Below are 20,414 nucleotides of genomic sequence, written 5' to 3'. Positions count from 1 at the left end.
ATTTCCTGCCACAGCCTTCCGGCCATCCACGCCGGAAGGTTGCTACTCCTCACTTACCTACGACCTGAAACGTCCTCTTTCCCTGATTCGTTTCGGACCGGGTGCTTCGACAATGCATCCAGCATGCACCCACCATCAACAGCAACATCACGCTCCACTCCACGCCCAACAAGTCGATTAGCGCGATGTCATAGCGTACCTCAGTGGAATGCAACAGGTGAACCAGCACTGAGCCAATACGATAGGTCCCATTCCCATCGCCATCGGCTGCAACGTGGACAACAGCGCGCCGCCCGACCCAGCATCGGGAACCGGCACATTCGATAAAAAGAGGCGATAAAAGCTGCTGACGATGAACACCTGACCGAAGCCGACCACTTAGACCGCAAACAACAGCGTTTACAGCGTCGGCGCAGGCCACACCGTAAACCGAGACAATCAATTCGAGTTTAGCTGGACTGGCGGAGAGCGAGCGGGTAATAGATTCCGGCGCGACGTTAACGATGGAAAAATCAATCATCGGCAGGCGTTGTCCGGCCAGTAATACCACCAGACCGATACGACTCAACCCGTTCACCCGTGAACTTTATTTCATTGTGCGTACCCATTGTATTCATCGTCCACGGGCGCTAGCATCGTAGCTAATTAAAACGGGTACCCATTCTTGATTATCCTGCTATAAATTCCACCTGTCTGGCTTGGAGTCCTGATATGTCGGAACTCACGACGGCCCCTCCTCTCAACAATACCGAACAAAACCGCAGGCTCACGCTTGGAAAATTTCTGCGCACGCGCAGGGAGAGCCTTGACCCGAAGCGGCTGGGGCTATCTACCCCGCGTAAGCGGCGTACCCCGGGGCTGCGTCGCGAAGACGTCGCCCTGCTGGACGATGTCGGTATTACCTGGTACACCTGGCTGGAACAGGGACGCCCTATCAAAACGTCGGCCAAAGTGCTGCTGGCGATCGCCAAGGCGCTAGAATTCAATGAGGTGGAGACCCGACACCTGTTTATGCTGGCGGAACTGCCTTTTTCACCGACGGTGCGCCAGCTGCGAGAAAATCAACGAAGACAGCCAGACGATTCTGAACCAGCTCAATCCCTATCCCGCCGTCATCGTTAACGCCCGTCAATCAGTCCTGGTGCCGGCTGCTCAATATCGATTTGAATCTTATTGCGCACGAAGATCGCAACTGCATCTATCTGGCCTTTACGCACCCTGACTGGCAAAAAAGCCTGGCGGACTTGCAGGAATTCCTGCCCAACATGGTGGCCATGTTCCGAGCGCGGCTGGCCGAACATAGCGGCGAAACGCTTTGGGAAACGCGGCCTTAACCAATCAGAACAGTTCCGGCAACTGTGGCATCAGCGCTACGAGATCCAGGGCATGATCAACAAGGTGAAGCGTTTCCAGCACCCGCGGTTGGGGGTCATTGCTCTGCGGCAGATTAACGGGTGGACGGGCAGCCATAACGGCGATCGGATGCTGGTCTATATGCCTGCGGAAGCGCAGGATAAACAGACGCTGGAAAACTGGCCCCGTAGGGTTTCCCCGTCTGAACCGTACCGGTTGCCCCCTATTGGAAAGCAGGAGAATGCACGATGTTTCCGTTAATCACGTCACGATTCTTTATTCGCCCTTTCACCGCGGACGATATTCCGCAGATCGCAGAGGCGGTCCGGGAGTCCAGAGATACCGTCGGACGCTGGCTGTCATGGTGCACGGATGAATACAACGTCCCCGAGATTTCACACTGGGTCGCTCAGAGCGCGCTGCGAATTCATGAAGGCATGGCATTTGATCTCGGCATCTTCGAACAAACATCCGGGCGGCTGATGGGTTCCGTCGGCATCAACAGCATTCAATCCGGCTATCAGATGGGAAATATCGGCTATTGGGTCCGTCAGTCTGAGCAGGGGCAGCAAATCGCGCTGGAGGCCGTCAAGGTCATTATCGCCTTCGGTTTCGAACAGCTGGGCCTGACGCGACTGGAGATTATTGCGGCCGAGTGCAACCTGCCGAGCCGCCGCATTGCGGAAAAAGCGGGCGCGCGTTTCGAGGGTATCGCCTACAACCGCCTGGTCATCCACGGTCAACCCACCGACGCCGCCGTTTATTCGCTAATCCCCGCGCGTTAATTTACAGGGGAGGAACGCGGTACACCCCGCAATCAAAATAGGTAGGGAATGAAGGCGACCGCGCAGCCAATGCTGGACGCGGTGCTGACTCATACGGATGGGGCTGAGTAAGGAAAGGACGGCAGCAAGCCGTCAAATAGGTCGCATCAACGGACTACCGCCAGGGCTGGGTATTTAAGACGATGACTCTTCGTCGCTCGGTGCTTTACGGGCGCTCAACCCGTACTCGCGCAGCTTGTTGGCGATAGCGGTATGAGAGACGCCCAGTCGCTTAGCCAGCTTACGCGTGCTGGGATAGCTCTGGTAGAGCCGAGTCAGAACGGAGCGTTCAAACCGTTTGGTGATGTCATCCAGTGAACCTTCCAGCAGCGTTTCACTGTGCGCCAGCGCAGAGGAGAACGCGGGCAAGTCGATATCCTGTAACGTCAGCGCGTCGCCTTCCAACTGGGTCAGCGCCCGATAAATCACATTTTTCAGCTGCCGCACGTTGCCCGGCCAGCCGTACTGGGGCAGAAGTTGCCGGACTTCGGGGGCAATGCGCGGATGACGCATTCCCTGTTCATCCGCAAAACGCGCGACGAACAATTCAACCAGCGGCATGACGTCTTCCGGACACGCCCGCAACGGCGGCAGCTCCAACGTCAACACGTTCAGGCGATAATAAAGATCTTCCCGGAACTGGCCGCGCTGCACCAGTTCCAGCAGGTTTTTCTGCGTGGCGCAAATTACCCGCACGTCGACGTGCAGCTCATGCTCTTCCCCCACGCGGCGAAACGTGCCGTCGTTAAGGAAACGCAGCAGCTTGGTTTGCATTTGCGGCGACATCTCGCCGACTTCATCCAGCAGCACCGATCCGCCGTTTGCCTGCTCAAAAAAGCCTTTTTTGCCTTCCAGCGCGTTCGGATAAGCGCCAGGCGCATGACCGTAAAGCTCGCTTTCCATCACGTCGTCCGGCAATGCCGCGCAGTTAAGGGCCAAAAACGGCTGTCCTGAACGGTGGCTGCGCAGATGGCAGGCGCGCGCCAGCATGTCCTTACCAGTGCCGGTTTCGCCAACAATCAGCAGCGGCGCATCCAGCGGCGCCAGCTTACGCGCCCGCTCCATCACCTGACGCATCGTCGGACTGACGGCCACGACTTTGTCGAAAACGCGGTCATCGTTCGCAGACAGGTTTTGTAACTGATGTCCCATTCTCGCGGTGGATTTAAGCATCACCAACGCCCCCGAGACGACCCGTTCCCCGCTAACGTCATCCAGATAGACCGCCGTGACCTCCAGCAGGAAATCCCGGCCGCAGACTACGACCCGCTCCGTTTCCGGTTTAGTGCCCTGCTCCAACCAGCGGTTGAAAGCGTAGCGGCCGATCAGCTGGCTGATGTTTAACTGAGGCACCTTTTCCGCCGTCTGCCCGAACAACGTCAACGCCGCCGCGTTCATCATTTCGACGTGACCTTTCAGATCGACGGAAAAAACGGCTTCGGGCATGGATTCCAGCAGCGCTTTCAACGCGCGGTGCTCGCGTTCGGACGGCATGAAAGCCACGGTACGGACATCGCTGACGCCGTCCGTCCGACGGATTTCCCCCATCAGCGCCTGAAAATCCTCGACGCGCAGCAAATCAACATGGAGATAAATTCGTCCGGCAGCGGCAATTTCGATGCCGCGCAGATCGATGTTGCGCCGCACCAGCAGATCCAACAGTTCACGGGTCAGGCCCATACGGTCTTTACAAAAAACTTCCAGACGCATCAACTTACCTTCTTCATCAGGCGCGCGGGGGATAAAGACCAAATGATACCCTATTCGCCGTCGTCGGATGAAGTAGAGTGTCAGCAAAAGTTGACACTTTAGTCTGACGCACGATTTTCGGCCTGGGGCGCCGCGCTCCGCTTCATCAGACCGATAGCGATGCCCATCGCCTGCATCAGAATGGCGAGTGCGGAAAGCAGCAGGAAACTGACGGCCCAGTTACCGCACAATGTATGAAGCCCACCGGTGACCAGCGGTCCGACCGATGCCAGCGTATAGCCCACGCCCTGTACGGCCGAGGAGAAGCGGCGGTTTTCATCCAGATCGCGGGCGTGATCCATGATCAACATGAAAATGACGGTAAACCCGCCGCCCTGCGCGATGCCGCTAGCCAACGACCAGATCGGCCATTGATGCGGGCAGTAATACATGCCCGCCGGCGTCAGCATCCAGAATACGCCGACGACCGTCAGCAATAGCGTCCGCGGCACACGCCATAGCGAGGCCGCCATCGGTACGCCGAACGAACCGATCAGCGCCATGATTTGGAAGACTGAGGCGACAAGCCCGGCCTCGGCGAGGCTCATTCCCGCTTCTTGCGTCAGATAGGCCGGCAGCCAGGCGGTCATACCGTAATAAATAAAGAGATGGACGGTGAAAGCCGTCACCAGATACCACAGAATGGGCTGACGCCAGAACGCTAGCGATGGCGACGGCGACAGGCTCATCTGAACCTTGAGTGCGGCCGGTGCGTCATCCTCGGTCTGACGCGCGCCGCGTTTGCGCTGAATGACACTCCCCCAGACGGCCAGCGCCAATATTGCCAACACGCACCAGATTCCCAGCGCGACCCGCCAGCCAAGCAGCAGTGCTAACGGCGCGGTCAGCGCGGAGGTCAGCATGGTGCCGACATTTATGGCCGCCGTATAAAGTCCGGTGGCCATATTGCGGCGCTGATTAAAGTCCCGGGCGATCACCATCAGGCAGACGATATTGCCAACGGTCAGTGACGCGCCAATCGCCAGCGTCCCCACCAACGCCAGCGTGACGCCGCCCAGTGGTCGCAGCAACGTCCCCAGCGCCGCGCCAATCAGCGACGCCATAATCGCCCTTTCTATGCCGATGCGGGAGATCAGTATCGAAGCCAACGGCGTCAGCAGGCCGAAGCACAGCACGGGAATTGAGGTCAGCAGCCCCGCCACGGTTACATTGATGGATAAATCGGCGCGGATCTGGTCGATGACCGGCGCAATCGCGGTCAGCGGACTGCGCAGATTGAGCGCAAGAGCAAGCAAAGCGAACAGAATCAGAAGCGGCAATCGCAGTCGATCATTACGCATAGTGGCATCACATGAAAAGGCCGGCCGAGTGTCATCGTGAGTGCAATATACGCTTTTCCCCTGCTGCGATCGCCGTAGGCGACATAGAGTCAGACGAATTATTTTTTCGCGGCGAGCGTTGATTTCAACTGCCCTACCAGCTCGCGACGAAAATCCCCCAGACGCGGCTTATCGTCCAGCCACGGCAGCGGACGACACAGCTCCATCGCCTTGATGCCGAGACGTGCCGTCAGGAGTCCCGCCCCCATTCCCTGCGCGGCGCGCGCGGACAGACGGGCTGCGAGGTCCTGCGATATCCAGTCCATACCGATTTCACGCACCAGTTCAGACGCGCCGGCGAAAGCGACGTTGAGCAGCACCAGACGAAACAGGCGAACCCGGCTGAAATAGCCCAGCTCAATGCCGTACAGACCGGCGATGCGATTGACCAGCCGCAGGTTACGCCAGGCGATGAAGACCATATCGACCAGCGCCAGCGGGCTGACGGCGACCATCAGAGCGGACTCGGCCGCCGAGCGGCTGATTTCACGTCGCGCCTGAACGTCCAACACCGGCTGCACCAGCTCTGCGTACAGCGCCACCACCTCCCGATCGTTGTGCGTTTCATGCAGCGAGGCGAGCCAGCGCTGCATCGCCGGGTGTCCATGGTCCAGCCCCGCCTGCCGCGCCAGATGCTCGCAAAACGCACGTCCCGCGCCCATCCCGTGGCTGTGCAATAACTCGGCGGCGCGGTCGCGCGCCTCCGCCCGCTGACGCAGGCGGTACAAACGACGCCACTCCATCGCCAACGACCCGACGCCCGCGCCGACGATCAGCGTTCCGGCAGCAATCCCTCCGAGAGAAATCCAGTCCTGATTCAGCCACGCCTGATGGAGCGACTGGATGCCCTGGGCGAGGGCGCTGGCGCCGAACAGCGCGACGCCGACCATAGCCATGCGTCGCCACAGGCTGCGGCGTGGGCGCAACGCGCCGCTCACGGCGGCTTCCGCTACGCCGTCTTCTGGCTCGATCTCCGCCAGCGTGGGCGTGAATTGCCGGGCGGCCAGCTCGTCGAAAGTCACGTTGGGACGCAGCGTCGGCGGTAAGTCCATCGGCGGTTCCTCTTCAAAACTCATGCGTGATTTCAGCGGTTCGGTCATCGCATTTTGTCCCCCAGTAAATAGTCCATCACCGTATCCAGGCGAATATGCGGCAGCGGTGTATCAATGTTCATTTCCGGCGGTCGAAACGCATCGAAATGGAAACCTTGCTCGCGCCAGAACGCCGGTCCCGGCAGACGTGACGGCACGTCGCCGGGATAGACCGTCAACGGCTTGCCATCGCTTAATCGATGGCCTTTCAGCGCCGGGATCTTCTGCCCTTGGTGGTCGACCAAACCGCTTTGCGTCGCCTGAACGGAGGCGATCCCGGCGCATTCCATGCTGATGCCCTCAAACGCCGCGTTTTGCCAGGCGTCCTGTACCAACTGCTGCAGCAGCGACACAAGATTAGCGTGCTGATCGGTGGTGATGTGATCCGCCTTGGTCGCAGCAAACATCAGCTTGTCGATGCAGGGAGAGAACAAGCGGCGAAACAGTGTACGTTTGCCGTAGTGAAAGCTTTGCATCAGTTGCGTCAGCGCCAGACGCATATCGTTAAAAGCCTGTACGCCGCTGTTGAGCGGCTGCAGGCAGTCCACCAGCACAATCTGGCGGTCGAAGCGAACAAAGTGCTGCTTATAAAACCCTTTCACCACATGCTGACAGTAGTAGTCAAAACGCTGACGCAACATACCGATATTGGTCGATGCGTCAGCCTGCGCCAGCGCGGACTCCTGCCCATCGCGCTTCAGCGGCCAGGGGAAAAATTGCAGTACCGGCGCCCCCGCCAGGTCGCCGGGCAATACCAGCCGGCCCGGCTGAATAAAGTGCAGGCCTTCCCGTTTGCAATGCAGCAGATAATCCGTGTAGGCCTGCGCCACCGCCGCCAACTGGTTTTCATCCGCCGGTGCCAGCGGGTCCAGCTGTTCGCACAGCGACAGCCAGGGCTGTGCCCACGTCAGCCGTTCTCCCTGCAACAAGCCGCTCATTTGGTGAGACCAGTCCAGATAGCGCTGCTCCAGCATCGGCAGGTCCAACAGCCATTCCCCCGGATAGTCGACGATTTCCAGATACAGCGTGGCGTTGTCTTTGAAATGCCGCAGCAGCGAATCATTAGATCGGTAGCGCAGCGCCAGCCGGATCTCGCTGACGCCGCGCGTCGGCGTCGGCCAGTCGGGCGGCTCGCCGTACAACGAGGCCATGCCTTCGTCGTAAGCGAAGCGCGGTACGCCCAAATCCCGCTGCGGGATGCGCCGCGCGCCCAGCAGCCGGTTCTCCCGGACGGGCGTGAATAGCGGTAAACGCGCGCCGTTGTGCACCGACAACAGTTGATTAACCAGCGCCGTGATGAACGCGGTTTTGCCGCTGCGGCTCAGGCCGGTGACGGCCAGACGCAGATGACGATCAACGCCGCGATTCACCAGCGCGCCGATGTCCTGCTGCAGTCGATTTAGGGGGTTTGCCATGACTCTCCTTTCCCTGTGTGTCGTTTCAGAGGGTGATGGTGGGTAAACGCTATTATGGTGCCCGACGGCAAAATGCGAAAGCGCACGTGTCGGGGTAACAGACGTGCCACGGTGTCGGCGCAGGCTTGACCGTGGCGGAGGGGATTACATCTGGCGGAACTGGCTGCGCACGCCGTAAGTGTCTGAGGTGATGTAACGCTCGATATCGCGCAGACGGCGCTCGCTCTCCATCAGCTGCGCGTCCGCCTGATCCAACAGTTGGTTGGGAGAAGCGTCCGGCGTCCCGTAGGCGGCAGGCGGCGCCGGCTCCAGTATAAAACTCAGCACGATGTAAGCCACCACGGTAAAGAAGAACAGGCCAAAAAAGATCGACAGCACGGCAATCAGACGGATCAGTTTCACCGGCACATCGAAATAGTGAGCCAGCCCGGCGCAGACGCCTTTGATCATGCCCTCTTCCGGCATCAGATACAGCTTTTTAAAACCCCGGTTCAGTCTCATCAGGATTGCCTCCAGTCTGGATGTTTCGCATCCAGAATCTCTTCCAGCGTTTCAATACGTTCACGCATACGCTGCGCGTCTTGCGTCAATGTATGCAGCCGCTGCATATCCGCCGTCCCCAACTGAGCACGGTTTTTTCGCTGACTGTAATGCAGCCAAAGCCAAAGCGGAGCGACGAATAGCAGAAAAATGGTCAGCGGTATCATCGTCAGAACCAGAGCGCCCATTTTCTCTCCTTAATAATTATGGTGCGTATCTCAGGCCGCCGGTGGTGGCGGCCCGTAGCGGTTACTCCGCAGGTTTTACTTTAGCTTTCAACGCCGCCAGTTGCGCGTCAATTTCATCGTTCGCTTTAAGTTCAGTGAACTGCTGGTCCAGCGTTTTCTGTTTACCCAGACCCACGCTTTCCCCTTCGGCTTCAATGGAGTCGATGCGACGCTCGAACTGCTCGAAGCGCGCTAGCGCCTCATCCAGCTTGCCGCTATCCAACTGACGGCGAATATCGCGCGAAGAACTGGCGGCCTGATGGCGCAGCGTCAGCGCTTTCTGACGCGCACGGGTTTCGGTCAGTTTATTTTCCAGCTCGCCGATTTCACGCTTCATGCGCTCCAGCGTTTCATCCACGTTCTCCGCTTCCTGCTCCAGCACGACGATGAGATCGGTCAGCTTCTGCTTCTCAATCAAAGCGGCACGGGCCAGATCTTCTTTATCTTTACGCAGCGCCAGTTCGGCTTTTTCCTGCCACTCCGCCTGCTGAGCGTGGGCCTGAGAAATGCGGCGCGCCAGCTGTTTTTTCTCCGCCAGCGCTCGCGCTGAGGTGGAGCGCACTTCGACCAGCGTGTCTTCCATTTCCTGAATCATGAGCCGAACCAGCTTCTGGGGATCTTCCGCCTTGTCCAGCAAGGAGGTGATGTTGGCGTTCACGATGTCGGCAAAACGAGAAAAAATACCCATAGTGTTATCCTCTTAATGATTTCCGGCGTCTTGGTACGCCTGGTGGATCCGCCCCGGCGTATCGGGTCACGTTATCTCCATGAGGTAATTCAATCTCCATGCCAATGTCGCAAAATAGAATAATCAGCTGAATTTAAAAGTATTATTCTTTTTTACGTCATTATACCCGGCTGCTATGCTGATTAAATTCGCTAACAGTTAGTCAATATGACAAGGTGATTTCGTGGCTTACGAACAAGATTCGCTGCTGGGGGAAGCCAACAGCTTCCTCGAAATGCTGGAACAGGTATCCCAGCTCGCGCAGCTCAACAAACCGGTATTAGTCATCGGCGAGCGCGGCACCGGCAAAGAACTGATCGCCAGCCGCCTGCACTACCTGTCACCCCGCTGGCAGGGGCCGTTTATTTCACTTAACTGCGCCGCCTTGAATGAAAACCTGTTGGATTCGGAGCTGTTCGGCCATGAAGCCGGGGCATTCACCGGTGCTCAAAAGCGGCATCTCGGCCGTTTCGAACGCGCCGATAGCGGCACGCTTTTTTTGGATGAGCTGGCGACCGCGCCAATGCTGGTGCAGGAAAAGCTGCTGCGCGTCATTGAATATGGCGTGCTGGAACGCGTGGGCGGCGGGCAATCGTTGCAGGTCGACGTGCGGCTGGTGTGCGCCACCAACGATGATTTGCCCGCGCTGGCGGCACAGGGAAAATTTCGCGCCGACCTGCTGGACCGCCTCGCATTCGACGTGGTGCAGCTTCCGCCGCTACGCCAGCGTCAGCAGGACATCATGCTGCTGGCGGACCATTTTGCCGTGCAGATGTGCCGGGAGCTGGGACTGCCACTCTTCCCCGGTCTGACCGCGCGGGCGCAGCGCACCCTGCTCGAATATAGCTGGCCCGGCAACGTCCGCGAGCTCAAAAATGTGGTGGAGCGCTCCGTCTATCGCCACGGCACCAGCAGCGAACCGTTGGACCATATCATCATCAACCCGTTTCAACCGACGGCGGCTCCGTCAGTCCAGGACGCCGCGCCAGATACGCGGCCCGCGCTGCCGCTGGATATGCGAGGCTGGCTGAGTCAGCAAGAGCGCCAGCTGTTGCAGCAGGCGCTGGCCCAGTCGCGCTTCAATCAGCGCAAGGCCGCCGAACTACTGGGGCTGACCTACCACCAGCTGCGCGGGCTGCTGAAAAAACACGCCATTACGGTTAATGAGATCTGAATCCGTGACTGCCGCTTGAGATGGCAGGCTCGTTCGATGGTGAAAAAGGCAACGTTTGGCGACAAGAAATTGGGACGCGACGCAGAGTGCGTTACACTCTGTCTATCGCATATTGCCTGAAAACTCCCGTATGTCTGGAAAATACACTCTTGCGCTCGCGCTGGCCTGCCTGACAGGTTCCGCGCTGGCTGCACCGTTGCCGCCCACATCAAGCCCGACGCCACCGGAAGATATCCGCAACAGCGGCTTTGTCTATTGCGTCAACGATGAACTGACGACGTTCAATCCGCAGATGGCGCGCAGCGGCGTGATGGTGGATACCCTCGCCGCCCAGCTGTACGATCGCCTGCTGGGCGTCGATCCTTATACCTATCGACTGGTTCCCGAGCTGGCCCAACGATGGGAAGTTCTGGATAACGGCGCAACCTATCGCTTCACACTCCGCCGCGACGTGCCGTTTCAGCACACCGCGTGGTTTGCCCCGACCCGCGTCATGACCGCGGACGATGTGCTGTTCAGCTTCCAGCGAATGCTGGATGTCCATCACCCGTTTCACGACATCAACGGCGGCGAATATCCCTATTTCGACAGTCTGCAGTTCGCCGATACGGTGCAGAGTATTCGTAAAATCGGCGACTATGCCATCGAGATCCGCCTGAACAAGCCGGACGCCTCGTTCCTGTGGCATCTGGCGACGCACTATGCGCCCATCCTGTCCGCGGAGTATGCCCAGCTGTTGCAACGACAGGATAAAGAGGAGCTGATCGACCGTCTGCCGGTCGGCACCGGCCCTTACAGGCTGAACGAATACCGCTACGGGCAATTTGTGCGTTTACAGCGCAATGACGACTACTGGCGTGGCCAGCCGCGTATGGAACAGGTTGTGTTCGACCTCGGCGCGGGCGGCACCGGCCGCCTGTCCAAACTCTTGACCGGCGAGTGCGATGTTCTGGCTTATCCGGCCGCCAGCCAGCTTAGCATCCTGCGTAACGATCCACGCCTGCGTCTGTCGCTGCGTCCGGGCATGAACGTCGCCTATCTGGCGTTCAATGTGCGCAAACCGCCCCTGGACAACCCGCGCGTCCGCCATGCGCTGGCGCTGGCGATCAACAATGACCGCCTGATGCAGTCGATTTATTACGGTACGGCGGAAACCGCCGCATCCATTCTGCCCCGCGCCTCATGGGCCTATGACAGCGAGGCGCAGATCACCGCCTACAACCCTGAGAAGTCACGGCGGATGCTTCAGGAATTGGGCGTGAATCGTTTGCACCTTCAGCTGTGGGTGCCCAGTACGTCACAGTCCTACAACCCCAGTCCGGTGAAAACCGCCGAGCTGATTCAGGCCGATCTGGCTCAGGTGGGGGTGGAAGTGACGCTGATACCGGTCGAGGGGCGCTTTCAGGAAGCGCGTCTGATGGAAATGAATCACGACCTGACCCTCGCGGGCTGGGCCACCGACAGCAATGATCCGGATAGCGTGTTCCGCCCGCTGTTAAGCTGCGCCGCCATCCGCTCGCAAACCAACTATGCCCACTGGTGCGATAGCCGATTCGATCAGGTGCTGCAAGACGCGCTCGCCTCGCAACAGCTCTCCAAGCGCATTGATTATTACCAGCAGGCGCACCAGATTCTGGCGGAACAATTGCCGGTGCTGCCGCTGGCGTCCTCCCTGCGTATGCAGGCCTATCGTTATGATATGAAAGGATTGGTACTTAGCCCCTTCGGTAATACCTCTTTCGCCGGCGTCTACCGCGAAAGCGATGCGCCACGGCCTGCGCCGCCGGAACGGCCTGAACCGCCGCCAATGGAAGGAGTCGAGCCGTGATTATCTATGCCTTGCGCCGCCTGCTATTGCTGTTGGTGACGCTGTTTCTGCTGTCGCTGGTCGGCTTCAGCCTGCTCTATTTCACCCCCCACGCGCCGCTGCGCGGCGTGGCCCTGTTTGATGCCTACCGCTTTTATTTCGTCGGCCTATTCCAATGGAACTTCGGGCTGTCCAGTATCAACGGACAGCCGGTCAGCGAACAGCTAAAAGAAGTGCTGCCCGCCACCATAGAGCTGTGCGTTCTGGCCTTTTCGCTGGCGCTGGTCATCGGTATCGTGCTGGGGATCACCGCGGGCATCCTGCAAAACAAAACGCAGGACAAGATTTTGAGCGGTCTGGCGCTGCTGGGGTTCTCGCTGCCAGTCTACTGGCTGGCGCTGCTGATGACCCTGTTCTTCTCGCTGCACCTGGGCTGGCTCCCGGTCTCCGGCCGCTTCGATCTGCTCTATCAGGTGCCGCGCGTCACCGGATTCTCGCTGATAGACGCCTGGCTGGCGAAGTCCCCCTACCGGGACGAGATGATGATGAGCGCCGTTCGCCACCTGATTCTGCCGGTGACGGTGCTGTCCGTCGCCCCGACGACCGAGGTGTTCCGGCTGATGCGGATAAGCACCACCGAAATTATCAGCAAAAGCTACATCAAGGCGGCCTACACGCGCGGGCTGTCGCGCACGACCATCATTCGCCGTCATTTGCTGCACAACGCGCTGCCGCCCATCATTCCTAAACTGGGGCTGCAGTTTTCCGCCATGCTGACGCTGGCGATGATAACCGAAGTGGTGTTCAGTTGGCCGGGCGCCGGGCGTTGGCTGGTGAACGCCATTCGCCAGCAGGACTACGCTGCAATTTCGGCGGGCGTCATGGTGATCGGTATGATGGTGTCCTCCATCGGCGTGCTGTCCGATATCTGGGGTGCGATGACCAACCCATTGAAAAATAAGGAATGGTATGCTCTCCGATAACATTTACCGCGAAAAGCACCAGCCCAGCCGCTGGCGCGATACCTGGACCATGTTCAAACAGGACCACCTGGCCATGATTGGGTTTTATGGCTTTCTGATGCTGATCGCGCTATGTCTGTTCGGCAACAACCTTGCCCCTTACGCCGTAGACCAGCAGTTCCTCGGCTACCAGCTGTTGCCGCCGTCGTGGTCGCACTATGGCGAGGTATCCTTCTTCCTGGGAACGGACGATTTAGGCCGCGATCTGCTGAGCCGACTGCTGAGCGGTGCGGCTCCTACCATTGGCTCTGCGCTGCTGGTCACGCTATGCGCGGCGCTGTTTGGCATTTTGGTCGGTCTGCTGGCGGGGGTGACCCACGGACTGCGCTCCGCCGTGCTGAACCATATTCTGGACACCCTACTGTCTATCCCCTCTTTGCTGCTCGCGATTGTGGTCATCGCCTTTATCGGACCAAAGCTTGAACACGCCATGCTCGCCGTGTGTTTAGCGCTGTTGCCGAGGATGGTGCGCACCATTTATACGGCCGTGCATGACGAGTTGGAAAAAGAGTACGTCATCGCCTCGCGCCTGGATGGCGCGTCCACGCGCTATATCATCTGGTATGCCGTGCTGCCCAATATTTTGCCGCTGCTGGTCAGCGAATTCACCCGCGCCCTGTCGATCGCCGTCCTGGATATTGCCGCGCTGGGCTTTCTCAATCTGGGCGCGCAGTTGCCGACGACCGAGTGGGGAACGCTATTGGGAAATTCGCTGGAACTGGTTTACGCCGCGCCCTGGATCGTCATGTTGCCTGGGGGCGCCATTACCCTGAGCGTACTGATCGTCAACCTGCTGGGGGATGGCCTGCGCCGTTCTCTGCTGGCACAAACCGAATAGTGGTGGAAAAAAGACATGCCGTTACTGGACATTCGTAATCTGACCATCGAATTCATGACCGCCGAAGGGCCGGTCAAGGCCGTCGATCGCGTCAGCATCAGCCTGAACGAAGGAGAAATCCGCGGTTTGGTAGGGGAATCCGGGTCGGGGAAAAGCCTGATCGCCAAGGCAATCTGCGGCATCACCAAAGACAACTGGCGCGTGACCGCCGACCGTTTCCGCTTCGACAACATCGACATGCTAAAGCTCACGCCCAGACAACGACGCAAGCTGGTGGGTCACAATCTATCGATGATCTTTCAGGAGCCGCAGTCGTGTCTCGATCCTTCCGCCAAAATCGGGCGTCAATTGCTTCAGTCTATTCCAGGCTGGACCTATAAAGGACGCTGGTGGCAGCGCTTCAACTGGCGTAAACGCCGCGCCGTCGCGCTGATGCACCGCGTGGGGATCAAGGACCATAAGGACATCATGCGCAGTTACCCCTATGAGCTGACCGAGGGGGAGTGCCAGAAAGTCATGATCGCCATCGCGCTGGCCAATCAGCCCCGGCTGCTGATCGCCGATGAGCCAACCAACGCGATGGAAGCCACCACGCAGGCACAGATCTTCCGCCTGCTGTCGCGGCTTAATCAAAATAACAACACCACGATTCTGCTGATCAGCCATGACCTGCAAACCATGAGTAAATGGGCTAACCGCATCAACGTGCTGTACTGCGGTCAGACCGTCGAAAGCGCGCTCAGCGGCGAGCTGATCAGCACCCCGCATCATCCCTATACGCAGGCGTTGATCCGCGCGATGCCGGACTTCGGCCGCGCGCTCCCTCACAAGAGCCGGTTGAATACGCTGCCCGGCGCGATCCCGTCGCTGGAGCATCTGCCTGTCGGGTGCCGTCTCGGCCCGCGCTGCCCTTATTCGCAGCGCGAGTGCATGATCACGCCGCCGCTGATCGTGGCGAAAAACCATTGGTACGCCTGCCACTTCCCGCTCAATATGGAGGAATCCTGATGGTGGAGACCCTGCTCGAAGCTCGCAATCTCACCAAGACGTTCCGCTACCGCACCGGCCTGTTCCGTCGGCAGCACGTCGAGGCGGTCAAGTCGGTGAGTTTTACCCTGCGCGAGCGGCAAACGCTGGCGATTATCGGCGAGAACGGTTCCGGGAAGTCGACCCTGGCGAAAATGCTGGCGGGCGTGCTCCCGCCTACCTCAGGTCAGTTGGTGATTGACGACCATCCGCTCGAATACGGCGATTACGGCTACCGCAGCCAGCGTATTCGCATGATTTTTCAGGATGCCGGCAACGCGCTGAATCCACGTCAGCGGATTGGTCAGTTGCTGGAACTGCCGCTGCGGCTGAATACGCAACTCGGTCCCGAAGAGCGGGAACAAGCCGTCTATCTGGCGCTGCGCCAGGTGGGTCTGCGCGCCGACCACGCCTCCTATTACCCGCACGCGCTGGCACCGGGCCAGAAGCAACGCGTTGGGCTGGCGCGAGCGCTCATTCTGCAACCGAAAGTCATTGTGGCTGACGAAGCGCTGGCGGCGCTGGATATGTCCATGCGTTCGCAAATCATCAACCTGATGCTGGAGTTGCAGGAAAAACACGGTATCTCCTACATCTACGTGACCCAGCACCTGGGGATGATGAAACACATCAGCGATCAGATTCTGGTCATGCATAACGGCGAAGTCGTCGAGCGCGGGAGTACCGCGGACGTTTTGGCAGCGCCGCTGCACGATTTAACCAAGCGTCTGATCGCCAGCCATTTCGGCGAAGCACTGAGCGCCGACGCCTGGAGAAGCGACGGCGGCGTTCTTTAACTTATCCCGTCCGGGCATGACGCAGCGGTGATGACCAAAGTATTACATCTGGCATCACTCATGCTAGAATCGCCCGGTTTATTCACACCGGTCGCCCCCTTAATCAATCATGCTTTAACGGCGATCGCAGCAATAATGATCACAAGGATACTGCTATGGGTTTTCTTAATGGTAAGCGCATTCTGGTAACGGGCGTTGCCAGTAACCGCTCCATCGCATTCGGTATCGCACAGGCGATGCAACGCGAAGGCGCCGAACTGGCGTTCACTTATCAGAACGACAAGCTGAAGTCTCGCGTAGAAGGTTTTGCCAGCGAGCTCGGTTCTGACATCGTTCTGCCGTGTGACGTTGCGGAAGATGCCAGCATCGAAGCACTGTTCACCGAACTGGCGAAAGTGTGGCCGAACTTTGATGGTTTCGTGCACTCAATCGCCTTCGCGCCGGGCGACCAGTTGGACGGCGACTATGTTGATGCCGTGACGCGTGAAGGATTCGCTATCTCTCACGACATCAGCTCCTACAGCTTCGTCGCCATGGCGAAAGCCTGCCGCAAAATGCTGAACCCAAATTCCGCGCTGGTCACGCTGTCCTACCTGGGCGCAGAGCGCGCCATCCCGAACTATAATGTGATGGGTCTGGCGAAAGCGTCCCTGGAAGCCAATGTGCGTTATATGGCGAACGCCATGGGCGCTCAGGGCGTGCGCGTAAACGCGATCTCCGCAGGTCCGATCCGTACCCTGGCGGCATCCGGCATCAAGAACTTTAAAAAGATGCTGTCTCACTGCGAAGCCGTGACGCCGATCCGCCGCGTGGTGACCATCGAAGATGTCGGCAACTCCGCCGCCTTCCTGTGTTCCGATCTGGCTGCCGGGATCTCCGGTGAAGTTCTGCATGTCGACGGCGGTTTCAACATCGCTGCGATGAACGAGCTGGAGCTGGATTGATCCCTCGAGTAAGCGAGCCTGCGGGCTCGCTTGTTTTCTTTTTCTCTCCCTCCCCCTTCATGCCTCACTCGTCGTTTGTCGCTTCGTCGTTACCTCCCGCGTTTTGTCGCGCTAACCACGCTGTCGCCACGTTAAAAAAATGCTGGGCCAGTGCCGTTGCCTTCCCCTGTCCGGCGACGACCACGGCCGTAGTGCGCGGCATCAAAGGTATTGTCAGGCTACGCCATGCGAGCCCCGGCGTCATTTCCGGCAACAAGCTGCCTTGAGGCACAATGCCGCACCCCAGACCGACGAATACGCTTTGAATGAGTTGCAAAACCGAGTCGCTTTCCACCACCACTTTCGGCGTCACCTCTGCGTCCTGCCAGAGCAAATCCAGATACCCGCGTAAATAGCGTTCGGTGTCCGTGAGACACAGCGGCAGTTCGGCGACTTCGGCCAGAGAGAGCGGCTTATCGCCCAGCAACGAAGGAAAGTGCTGCGGATTAAACAACAGAGCCATATGCGGCGTGCCTAACGAGATCACCTGAAAACGCGGTTCTTCGAGCATTGCAGATTTAAAAAAGCCGATCCCGGCATCTACGTTATGCGCCTGCAGCGCCTCCAAAAGCCGATCCGCGCTAAACAGCGATACCTGGAAAGCCAATTCAGGATAGATATGGCGCACTGCGGCCAGCATCTGCGGCACTGCGATACCACACTGTGGGACGGCGCCGATGCGTAACAGCCCGCTCGTGCCCCGTTTCAGCGCGTCGACTTCCAGCTTCAGCCCTTGATAACCCGCCACCATCTCGCGCGCCCACGCCAGCACGCGCTCGCCTTCCGCCGTGAATCCATCGAAATTATTGCCGCGATTGATAAGCGACAGTCCCAGCTCACGTTCCAGATTCTTGAGTCGCATAGAGAGCGTAGGCTGGCTGACAAAACTGGCTTCGGCAGCACGGCCGAAGTGGCGAGCCTTTTCCAGGTTGCACAGATAAATAAGTTGTTTGATATCGATTTTCATCATTCCTAAAAGTTGGGCGCGGAGGGAAACCGCTGCCGTTTGAATCGCGCCGGACGTCTGTTTGTTATTGACTGATTAGCCTAAAGCACCGCTTCGTTCCGTGTGCCGACAGAGGATAGCGGACATGACGCGCGCATGGTTTTTATTCCGAGCGAAGCCCTCGCTACGCCCTTGAATATCGCCCCGCACAAGTATTTCCAATGAATGAGGCCGCCGAGGGGTAACGCTGATCGCAGCGTGAGCGGAATGGGTCTCTTAACTCGCACCATTTTATAAGCATGATGCCCAAATTCAAATCACGGTTCTCTGCGGTATATCGTGAACGTGGAGGAAAAAGGCGGAAGCTTGTATAGATAACTATCCCCCGATACTATCTAACCTGCTGAAACCAATGGAGGAAGAATAAAGATGATTGATAAACATTCCTTTGTTCCTTTTTATCTGCAAATCGAGCAGATCCTGACCCGTCAAATCCATGACAACACGCTGAAACCCGGCGACCCGCTCCCCACCGAAGCGGAAATATGTCAGCAATATCAGGTTTCACGGATGACGGCGCGCAAAGCCGTCGATTATCTGGTTCGACAGGGACTGGTTGAACGCTTTCGCGGACGCGGCACCTTCGTCGCTCAGCCGGATACCCGGGTAAAAGTACAACTGCCGCTGGACCAGCATCTGACCTCCAGCGAAGTCGCCAACAGCACGCAGCGCAAGATAGTCAACCAACTGCTCAATTTTTCTCAGCAACCCGCCACCGCCGAGGTGGCTCATGCCCTGCTCATAGACCAAGAGACGCCGGTTCACTACATGGTGCGCCTGCGGTTGATTGACGGCACGCCGTTTGTGTATGAACAATCCTGGATGATTCAGTCCCTGTTTCCCGACCTGAGCGAGCATGATCTGAATCAGTCCAAGTACGCCTACCTTAAATCCAAAGGCTACGACGCCGTCGGCAGCCATAAACAGATTTTCGCCGAGCTACCCTCCGTCGATGTGCTGGAAGCTCTCGGGCTGGCACGGGACGAACCGGTGCTGCGCGCGAACGTCGTCGCTTTTTTCGCTGACGAGCGGCCCTTCGAGCTTTCCAACGTTTATTACAATCAGCGGCGCTATACCTTTACCCTCGACGCGCCGCTGCGTCCTCTCTTCACGCCATAATCCTCTTGTTCGCGTCAGCCATCAGGCCAACGCCGGCCAATATCCTTGGTTGGCCTCGATCAGCGCATCCAGCACCTTGCGCGCCTTTTTCGCATCCACCACCAGCCGATTCAGCGTCAGCGCCTGCAACGCCTTGGCATAAGACCCTTCAAACCAGGCCTCAATCGTCAGACGTTCGTAGGCGAACTGCTGTTCGATCATCCCTTTATAGAACGTGGGAATATTGCCCACCCCATAGGGCCGAGGACCATTGATGCCGAGCGTCGCCGCTACTTCCACCATCGCGCTGTCATCCAGATTGTTCACCAGACCGTGGTTCTCCACGATCACCACGAAGATACGATGCTGATTATAGGCGATGGATTCGGCGACTTCGACAATCATATCTCCGTGCGCATCGTTGTGTACCACGCTGGCGTCTTTGGTCGTTCCAGCGGCGACCGCCTTTCGGCATGTCTCAAACACGCGTTTTTCCCTTCCCGCCATCACCTCGTTGGCGCGGGTATAGTTCGGGTCCAGCTTGCTGAGCTTGTAATCCGGGTACAGGTAATATTGCAGATAGGTGTTCGGCAAATAGTCAGGGAAATCCCGCAGCATCTCGGCCACCACCGCGTAGGTATTCAGCCACGAGGCATCGCGCTGCTCTGCGTCGGCGGGCTTGAATCCCTGATTGAGGATGAGCTTTTTCAGCTGCGGCAACAGGTCGGTTCCCTGGCGATCGTACAAATGCGTAAACCAGCCAAAGTGGTTAAGGCCGAAATAGACCGGTTCGAACTCATTGACGTCGCGGCCCAAAATGCGGGCATAGGAACGCAGCAGATTGACCGGCTGGTCGCAGATATTGAGAATGCGTTTGTCATCCGGAAACTTGACGCGCAGCGCATCGGCGACGATGGCCGCCGGATTGGTGTAGTTCAAAATCCAGGCCTGAGGCGAGCGCGCCCGCACCTGTTCCACCAGTTTAATCATGTCGCCAATAGAACGCATGCCGTAGGCGAATCCTCCCGGCCCGCAGGTCTCCTGACCGATGACGCCCAATGAAAGCGGGATTTTTTCGTCCTTTTCTCGCATTTCGTAACCGCCGGTGCGCATCTGGCAGAAGACGAAATCAACATCCCGAAACGCCTCTTCGACGTCCGTCGTGTAGGAGAAATCCAGCGCCGGGTACTCTTCGCTGAACAGCAGTCGGGCAAAGTCGCCGATCACCGCCTGACGTTCGGCGTTGACGTCATACATCACCACCCGTCTCAAGGGAAACGTGTTCTGTCGTTTGCATAGCGCCTTCAGTAACCCCGGCGTCCAGGTCGACCCGCCGCCTACAATCACAATACTGTATGTCTTCGTCATAGCTGCTTCCCATTTTTCGGTTGAGGTTT

At 58.3% G+C, this 20,414-nt stretch carries 19 protein-coding genes and 1 pseudogene; 10 read left to right on the top strand and 10 right to left on the bottom strand.

All coding sequences use genetic code 11. The features are described from left to right. Window positions 1–49: 49 nt before the first annotated feature. On the bottom strand, window positions 50–568 hold the full coding sequence (locus I6N93_RS17450; protein ID WP_373853575.1) for a hypothetical protein: 519 nt from the start codon (window positions 566–568) through the stop codon (window positions 50–52). Between the two features lie 143 nt (window positions 569–711). Between I6N93_RS17450 and I6N93_RS07355 the strand changes: the two are divergent. Together I6N93_RS07355 and I6N93_RS07350 are read left to right on the top strand one after the other, a co-directional pair. Then, window positions 712–1,614, top strand: a pseudogene (locus I6N93_RS07355) (helix-turn-helix transcriptional regulator). Further along, the gene (locus I6N93_RS07350; protein ID WP_085684302.1) at window positions 1,602–2,138 is read left to right on the top strand and encodes a GNAT family N-acetyltransferase; all 537 of its coding nucleotides are present in this window, start codon (window positions 1,602–1,604) and stop codon (window positions 2,136–2,138) included. Before I6N93_RS07355 ends, I6N93_RS07350 begins: the two are co-directional and overlap by 13 nt. Window positions 2,139–2,312: 174 nt before the next feature. Here the strand turns inward: I6N93_RS07350 and tyrR are convergent, their stop codons facing one another. The 7 genes from tyrR to pspA all read right to left on the bottom strand — a co-directional run bounded on the left by tyrR (window position 2,313) and on the right by pspA (window position 9,227). Then, on the bottom strand, window positions 2,313–3,887 hold the full coding sequence (gene tyrR / locus I6N93_RS07345; RefSeq protein WP_085684304.1) for a transcriptional regulator TyrR: 1,575 nt from the start codon (window positions 3,885–3,887) through the stop codon (window positions 2,313–2,315). Between the two features lie 98 nt (window positions 3,888–3,985). Next, complete coding sequence (locus I6N93_RS07340; RefSeq protein ID WP_085684306.1) at window positions 3,986–5,227, bottom strand: MFS transporter; 1,242 nt, start codon at window positions 5,225–5,227, stop codon at window positions 3,986–3,988. A gap of 98 nt (window positions 5,228–5,325) precedes the next feature. After that, entirely contained in the window at window positions 5,326–6,366 is a 1,041-nt protein-coding gene (locus I6N93_RS07335) for a YcjF family protein (RefSeq protein ID WP_085684308.1), read from the bottom strand. Continuing rightward, window positions 6,363–7,772, bottom strand: coding sequence for a YcjX family GTP-binding protein (locus tag I6N93_RS07330; RefSeq protein WP_085684310.1), 1,410 nt, complete (start codon window positions 7,770–7,772; stop codon window positions 6,363–6,365). Before I6N93_RS07330 ends, I6N93_RS07335 begins: the two co-directional genes overlap by 4 nt. 144 nt (window positions 7,773–7,916) lie before the next feature. Then, the gene (gene pspC / locus I6N93_RS07325; protein ID WP_085684312.1) at window positions 7,917–8,273 is read right to left on the bottom strand and encodes an envelope stress response membrane protein PspC; all 357 of its coding nucleotides are present in this window, start codon (window positions 8,271–8,273) and stop codon (window positions 7,917–7,919) included. After that, window positions 8,273–8,500 carry an envelope stress response membrane protein PspB gene (gene pspB, locus I6N93_RS07320; protein WP_085684314.1) on the bottom strand — a complete coding sequence of 76 codons (228 nt, stop codon included), beginning with the start codon at window positions 8,498–8,500 and terminating at the stop codon, window positions 8,273–8,275. The genes pspC and pspB overlap by 1 nt, the downstream gene beginning before the upstream one ends. Before the next feature lie 61 nt (window positions 8,501–8,561). Further along, on the bottom strand, window positions 8,562–9,227 hold the full coding sequence (gene pspA / locus I6N93_RS07315) for a phage shock protein PspA (protein WP_085684316.1): 666 nt from the start codon (window positions 9,225–9,227) through the stop codon (window positions 8,562–8,564). Window positions 9,228–9,450: 223 nt separating this feature from the next. On the opposite strand from pspA, the gene pspF reads away from it, so the two are divergent. The 7 genes from pspF (at window position 9,451) to fabI (ending at window position 16,874) form a co-directional block, all read left to right on the top strand. After that, entirely contained in the window at window positions 9,451–10,440 is a 990-nt protein-coding gene (pspF, locus tag I6N93_RS07310) for a phage shock protein operon transcriptional activator (protein WP_112103557.1), read from the top strand. Window positions 10,441–10,570: 130 nt separating this feature from the next. Then, a complete protein-coding gene (gene sapA / locus I6N93_RS07305; protein WP_085684318.1) occupies window positions 10,571–12,268 on the top strand; it encodes an ABC transporter substrate-binding protein SapA in 1,698 nt (565 codons plus the stop codon). Next, on the top strand, window positions 12,265–13,230 hold the full coding sequence (gene sapB / locus I6N93_RS07300) for a putrescine export ABC transporter permease SapB (protein WP_085684320.1): 966 nt from the start codon (window positions 12,265–12,267) through the stop codon (window positions 13,228–13,230). The genes sapA and sapB overlap by 4 nt, the downstream gene beginning before the upstream one ends. Further along, entirely contained in the window at window positions 13,217–14,107 is an 891-nt protein-coding gene (gene sapC, locus I6N93_RS07295) for a putrescine export ABC transporter permease SapC (protein WP_085684322.1), read from the top strand. The genes sapB and sapC overlap by 14 nt, the downstream gene beginning before the upstream one ends. 15 nt (window positions 14,108–14,122) lie before the next feature. Then, a complete protein-coding gene (sapD, locus tag I6N93_RS07290) occupies window positions 14,123–15,115 on the top strand; it encodes a putrescine export ABC transporter ATP-binding protein SapD (RefSeq protein ID WP_085684323.1) in 993 nt (330 codons plus the stop codon). Further along, the gene (sapF, locus tag I6N93_RS07285; protein ID WP_085684325.1) at window positions 15,115–15,930 is read left to right on the top strand and encodes a putrescine export ABC transporter ATP-binding protein SapF; all 816 of its coding nucleotides are present in this window, start codon (window positions 15,115–15,117) and stop codon (window positions 15,928–15,930) included. The genes sapD and sapF overlap by 1 nt, the downstream gene beginning before the upstream one ends. A gap of 155 nt (window positions 15,931–16,085) precedes the next feature. Beyond that, window positions 16,086–16,874 (top strand): enoyl-ACP reductase FabI, encoded by a 789-nt coding sequence (fabI, locus tag I6N93_RS07280; RefSeq protein WP_085684327.1) that lies wholly within the window; start codon window positions 16,086–16,088, stop codon window positions 16,872–16,874. Window positions 16,875–16,938: 64 nt separating this feature from the next. Here fabI and I6N93_RS07275 read toward each other — a convergent pair whose 3' ends face one another. After that, the gene (locus tag I6N93_RS07275; protein WP_085684511.1) at window positions 16,939–17,874 is read right to left on the bottom strand and encodes a LysR family transcriptional regulator; all 936 of its coding nucleotides are present in this window, start codon (window positions 17,872–17,874) and stop codon (window positions 16,939–16,941) included. 414 nt (window positions 17,875–18,288) lie between these two features. Here I6N93_RS07275 and I6N93_RS07270 point away from each other — a divergent pair, with 414 nt between their 5' ends. Further along, entirely contained in the window at window positions 18,289–19,038 is a 750-nt protein-coding gene (locus I6N93_RS07270; protein ID WP_085684329.1) for a GntR family transcriptional regulator, read from the top strand. A 21-nt stretch (window positions 19,039–19,059) separates the two neighbouring features. On the opposite strand, the gene I6N93_RS07265 is transcribed toward I6N93_RS07270, so the two are convergent. Continuing rightward, window positions 19,060–20,385: a 6-phospho-alpha-glucosidase gene (locus tag I6N93_RS07265; RefSeq protein ID WP_085684331.1), complete on the bottom strand. Its 1,326-nt coding sequence runs from the start codon at window positions 20,383–20,385 to the stop codon at window positions 19,060–19,062. Between the last annotated feature and the right edge of the window lie 29 nt (window positions 20,386–20,414).

Source organism: Lonsdalea populi (genome assembly GCF_015999465.1).
In the GTDB taxonomy this organism is placed as follows: domain Bacteria; phylum Pseudomonadota; class Gammaproteobacteria; order Enterobacterales; family Enterobacteriaceae; genus Lonsdalea; species Lonsdalea populi.
Note: the sequence above shows the minus strand (reverse complement) of the source record. Positions and strands in the feature narration are given on the sequence as shown.

What these genes read in the sequence shown, in the direction of transcription:
- sapA (WP_085684318.1), top strand. Translation starts at nt 10,571, where the DNA reads ATGTCTGGAAAATACACTCTTGCGCTCGCGCTGGCCTGCCTGACAGGT.
- I6N93_RS07340 (WP_085684306.1), bottom strand. Translation starts at nt 5,227, where the DNA reads ATGCGTAATGATCGACTGCGATTGCCGCTTCTGATTCTGTTCGCTTTG.
- I6N93_RS07270 (WP_085684329.1), top strand. Translation starts at nt 18,289, where the DNA reads ATGATTGATAAACATTCCTTTGTTCCTTTTTATCTGCAAATCGAGCAG.
- fabI (WP_085684327.1), top strand. Translation starts at nt 16,086, where the DNA reads ATGGGTTTTCTTAATGGTAAGCGCATTCTGGTAACGGGCGTTGCCAGT.
- I6N93_RS07330 (WP_085684310.1), bottom strand. Translation starts at nt 7,772, where the DNA reads ATGGCAAACCCCCTAAATCGACTGCAGCAGGACATCGGCGCGCTGGTG.
- pspB (WP_085684314.1), bottom strand. Translation starts at nt 8,500, where the DNA reads ATGGGCGCTCTGGTTCTGACGATGATACCGCTGACCATTTTTCTGCTA.
- sapC (WP_085684322.1), top strand. Translation starts at nt 13,217, where the DNA reads ATGCTCTCCGATAACATTTACCGCGAAAAGCACCAGCCCAGCCGCTGG.
- pspC (WP_085684312.1), bottom strand. Translation starts at nt 8,273, where the DNA reads ATGAGACTGAACCGGGGTTTTAAAAAGCTGTATCTGATGCCGGAAGAG.
- I6N93_RS07335 (WP_085684308.1), bottom strand. Translation starts at nt 6,366, where the DNA reads ATGACCGAACCGCTGAAATCACGCATGAGTTTTGAAGAGGAACCGCCG.
- pspA (WP_085684316.1), bottom strand. Translation starts at nt 9,227, where the DNA reads ATGGGTATTTTTTCTCGTTTTGCCGACATCGTGAACGCCAACATCACC.
- sapD (WP_085684323.1), top strand. Translation starts at nt 14,123, where the DNA reads ATGCCGTTACTGGACATTCGTAATCTGACCATCGAATTCATGACCGCC.
- I6N93_RS07265 (WP_085684331.1), bottom strand. Translation starts at nt 20,385, where the DNA reads ATGACGAAGACATACAGTATTGTGATTGTAGGCGGCGGGTCGACCTGG.
- sapF (WP_085684325.1), top strand. Translation starts at nt 15,115, where the DNA reads ATGGTGGAGACCCTGCTCGAAGCTCGCAATCTCACCAAGACGTTCCGC.
- I6N93_RS07350 (WP_085684302.1), top strand. Translation starts at nt 1,602, where the DNA reads ATGTTTCCGTTAATCACGTCACGATTCTTTATTCGCCCTTTCACCGCG.
- tyrR (WP_085684304.1), bottom strand. Translation starts at nt 3,887, where the DNA reads ATGCGTCTGGAAGTTTTTTGTAAAGACCGTATGGGCCTGACCCGTGAA.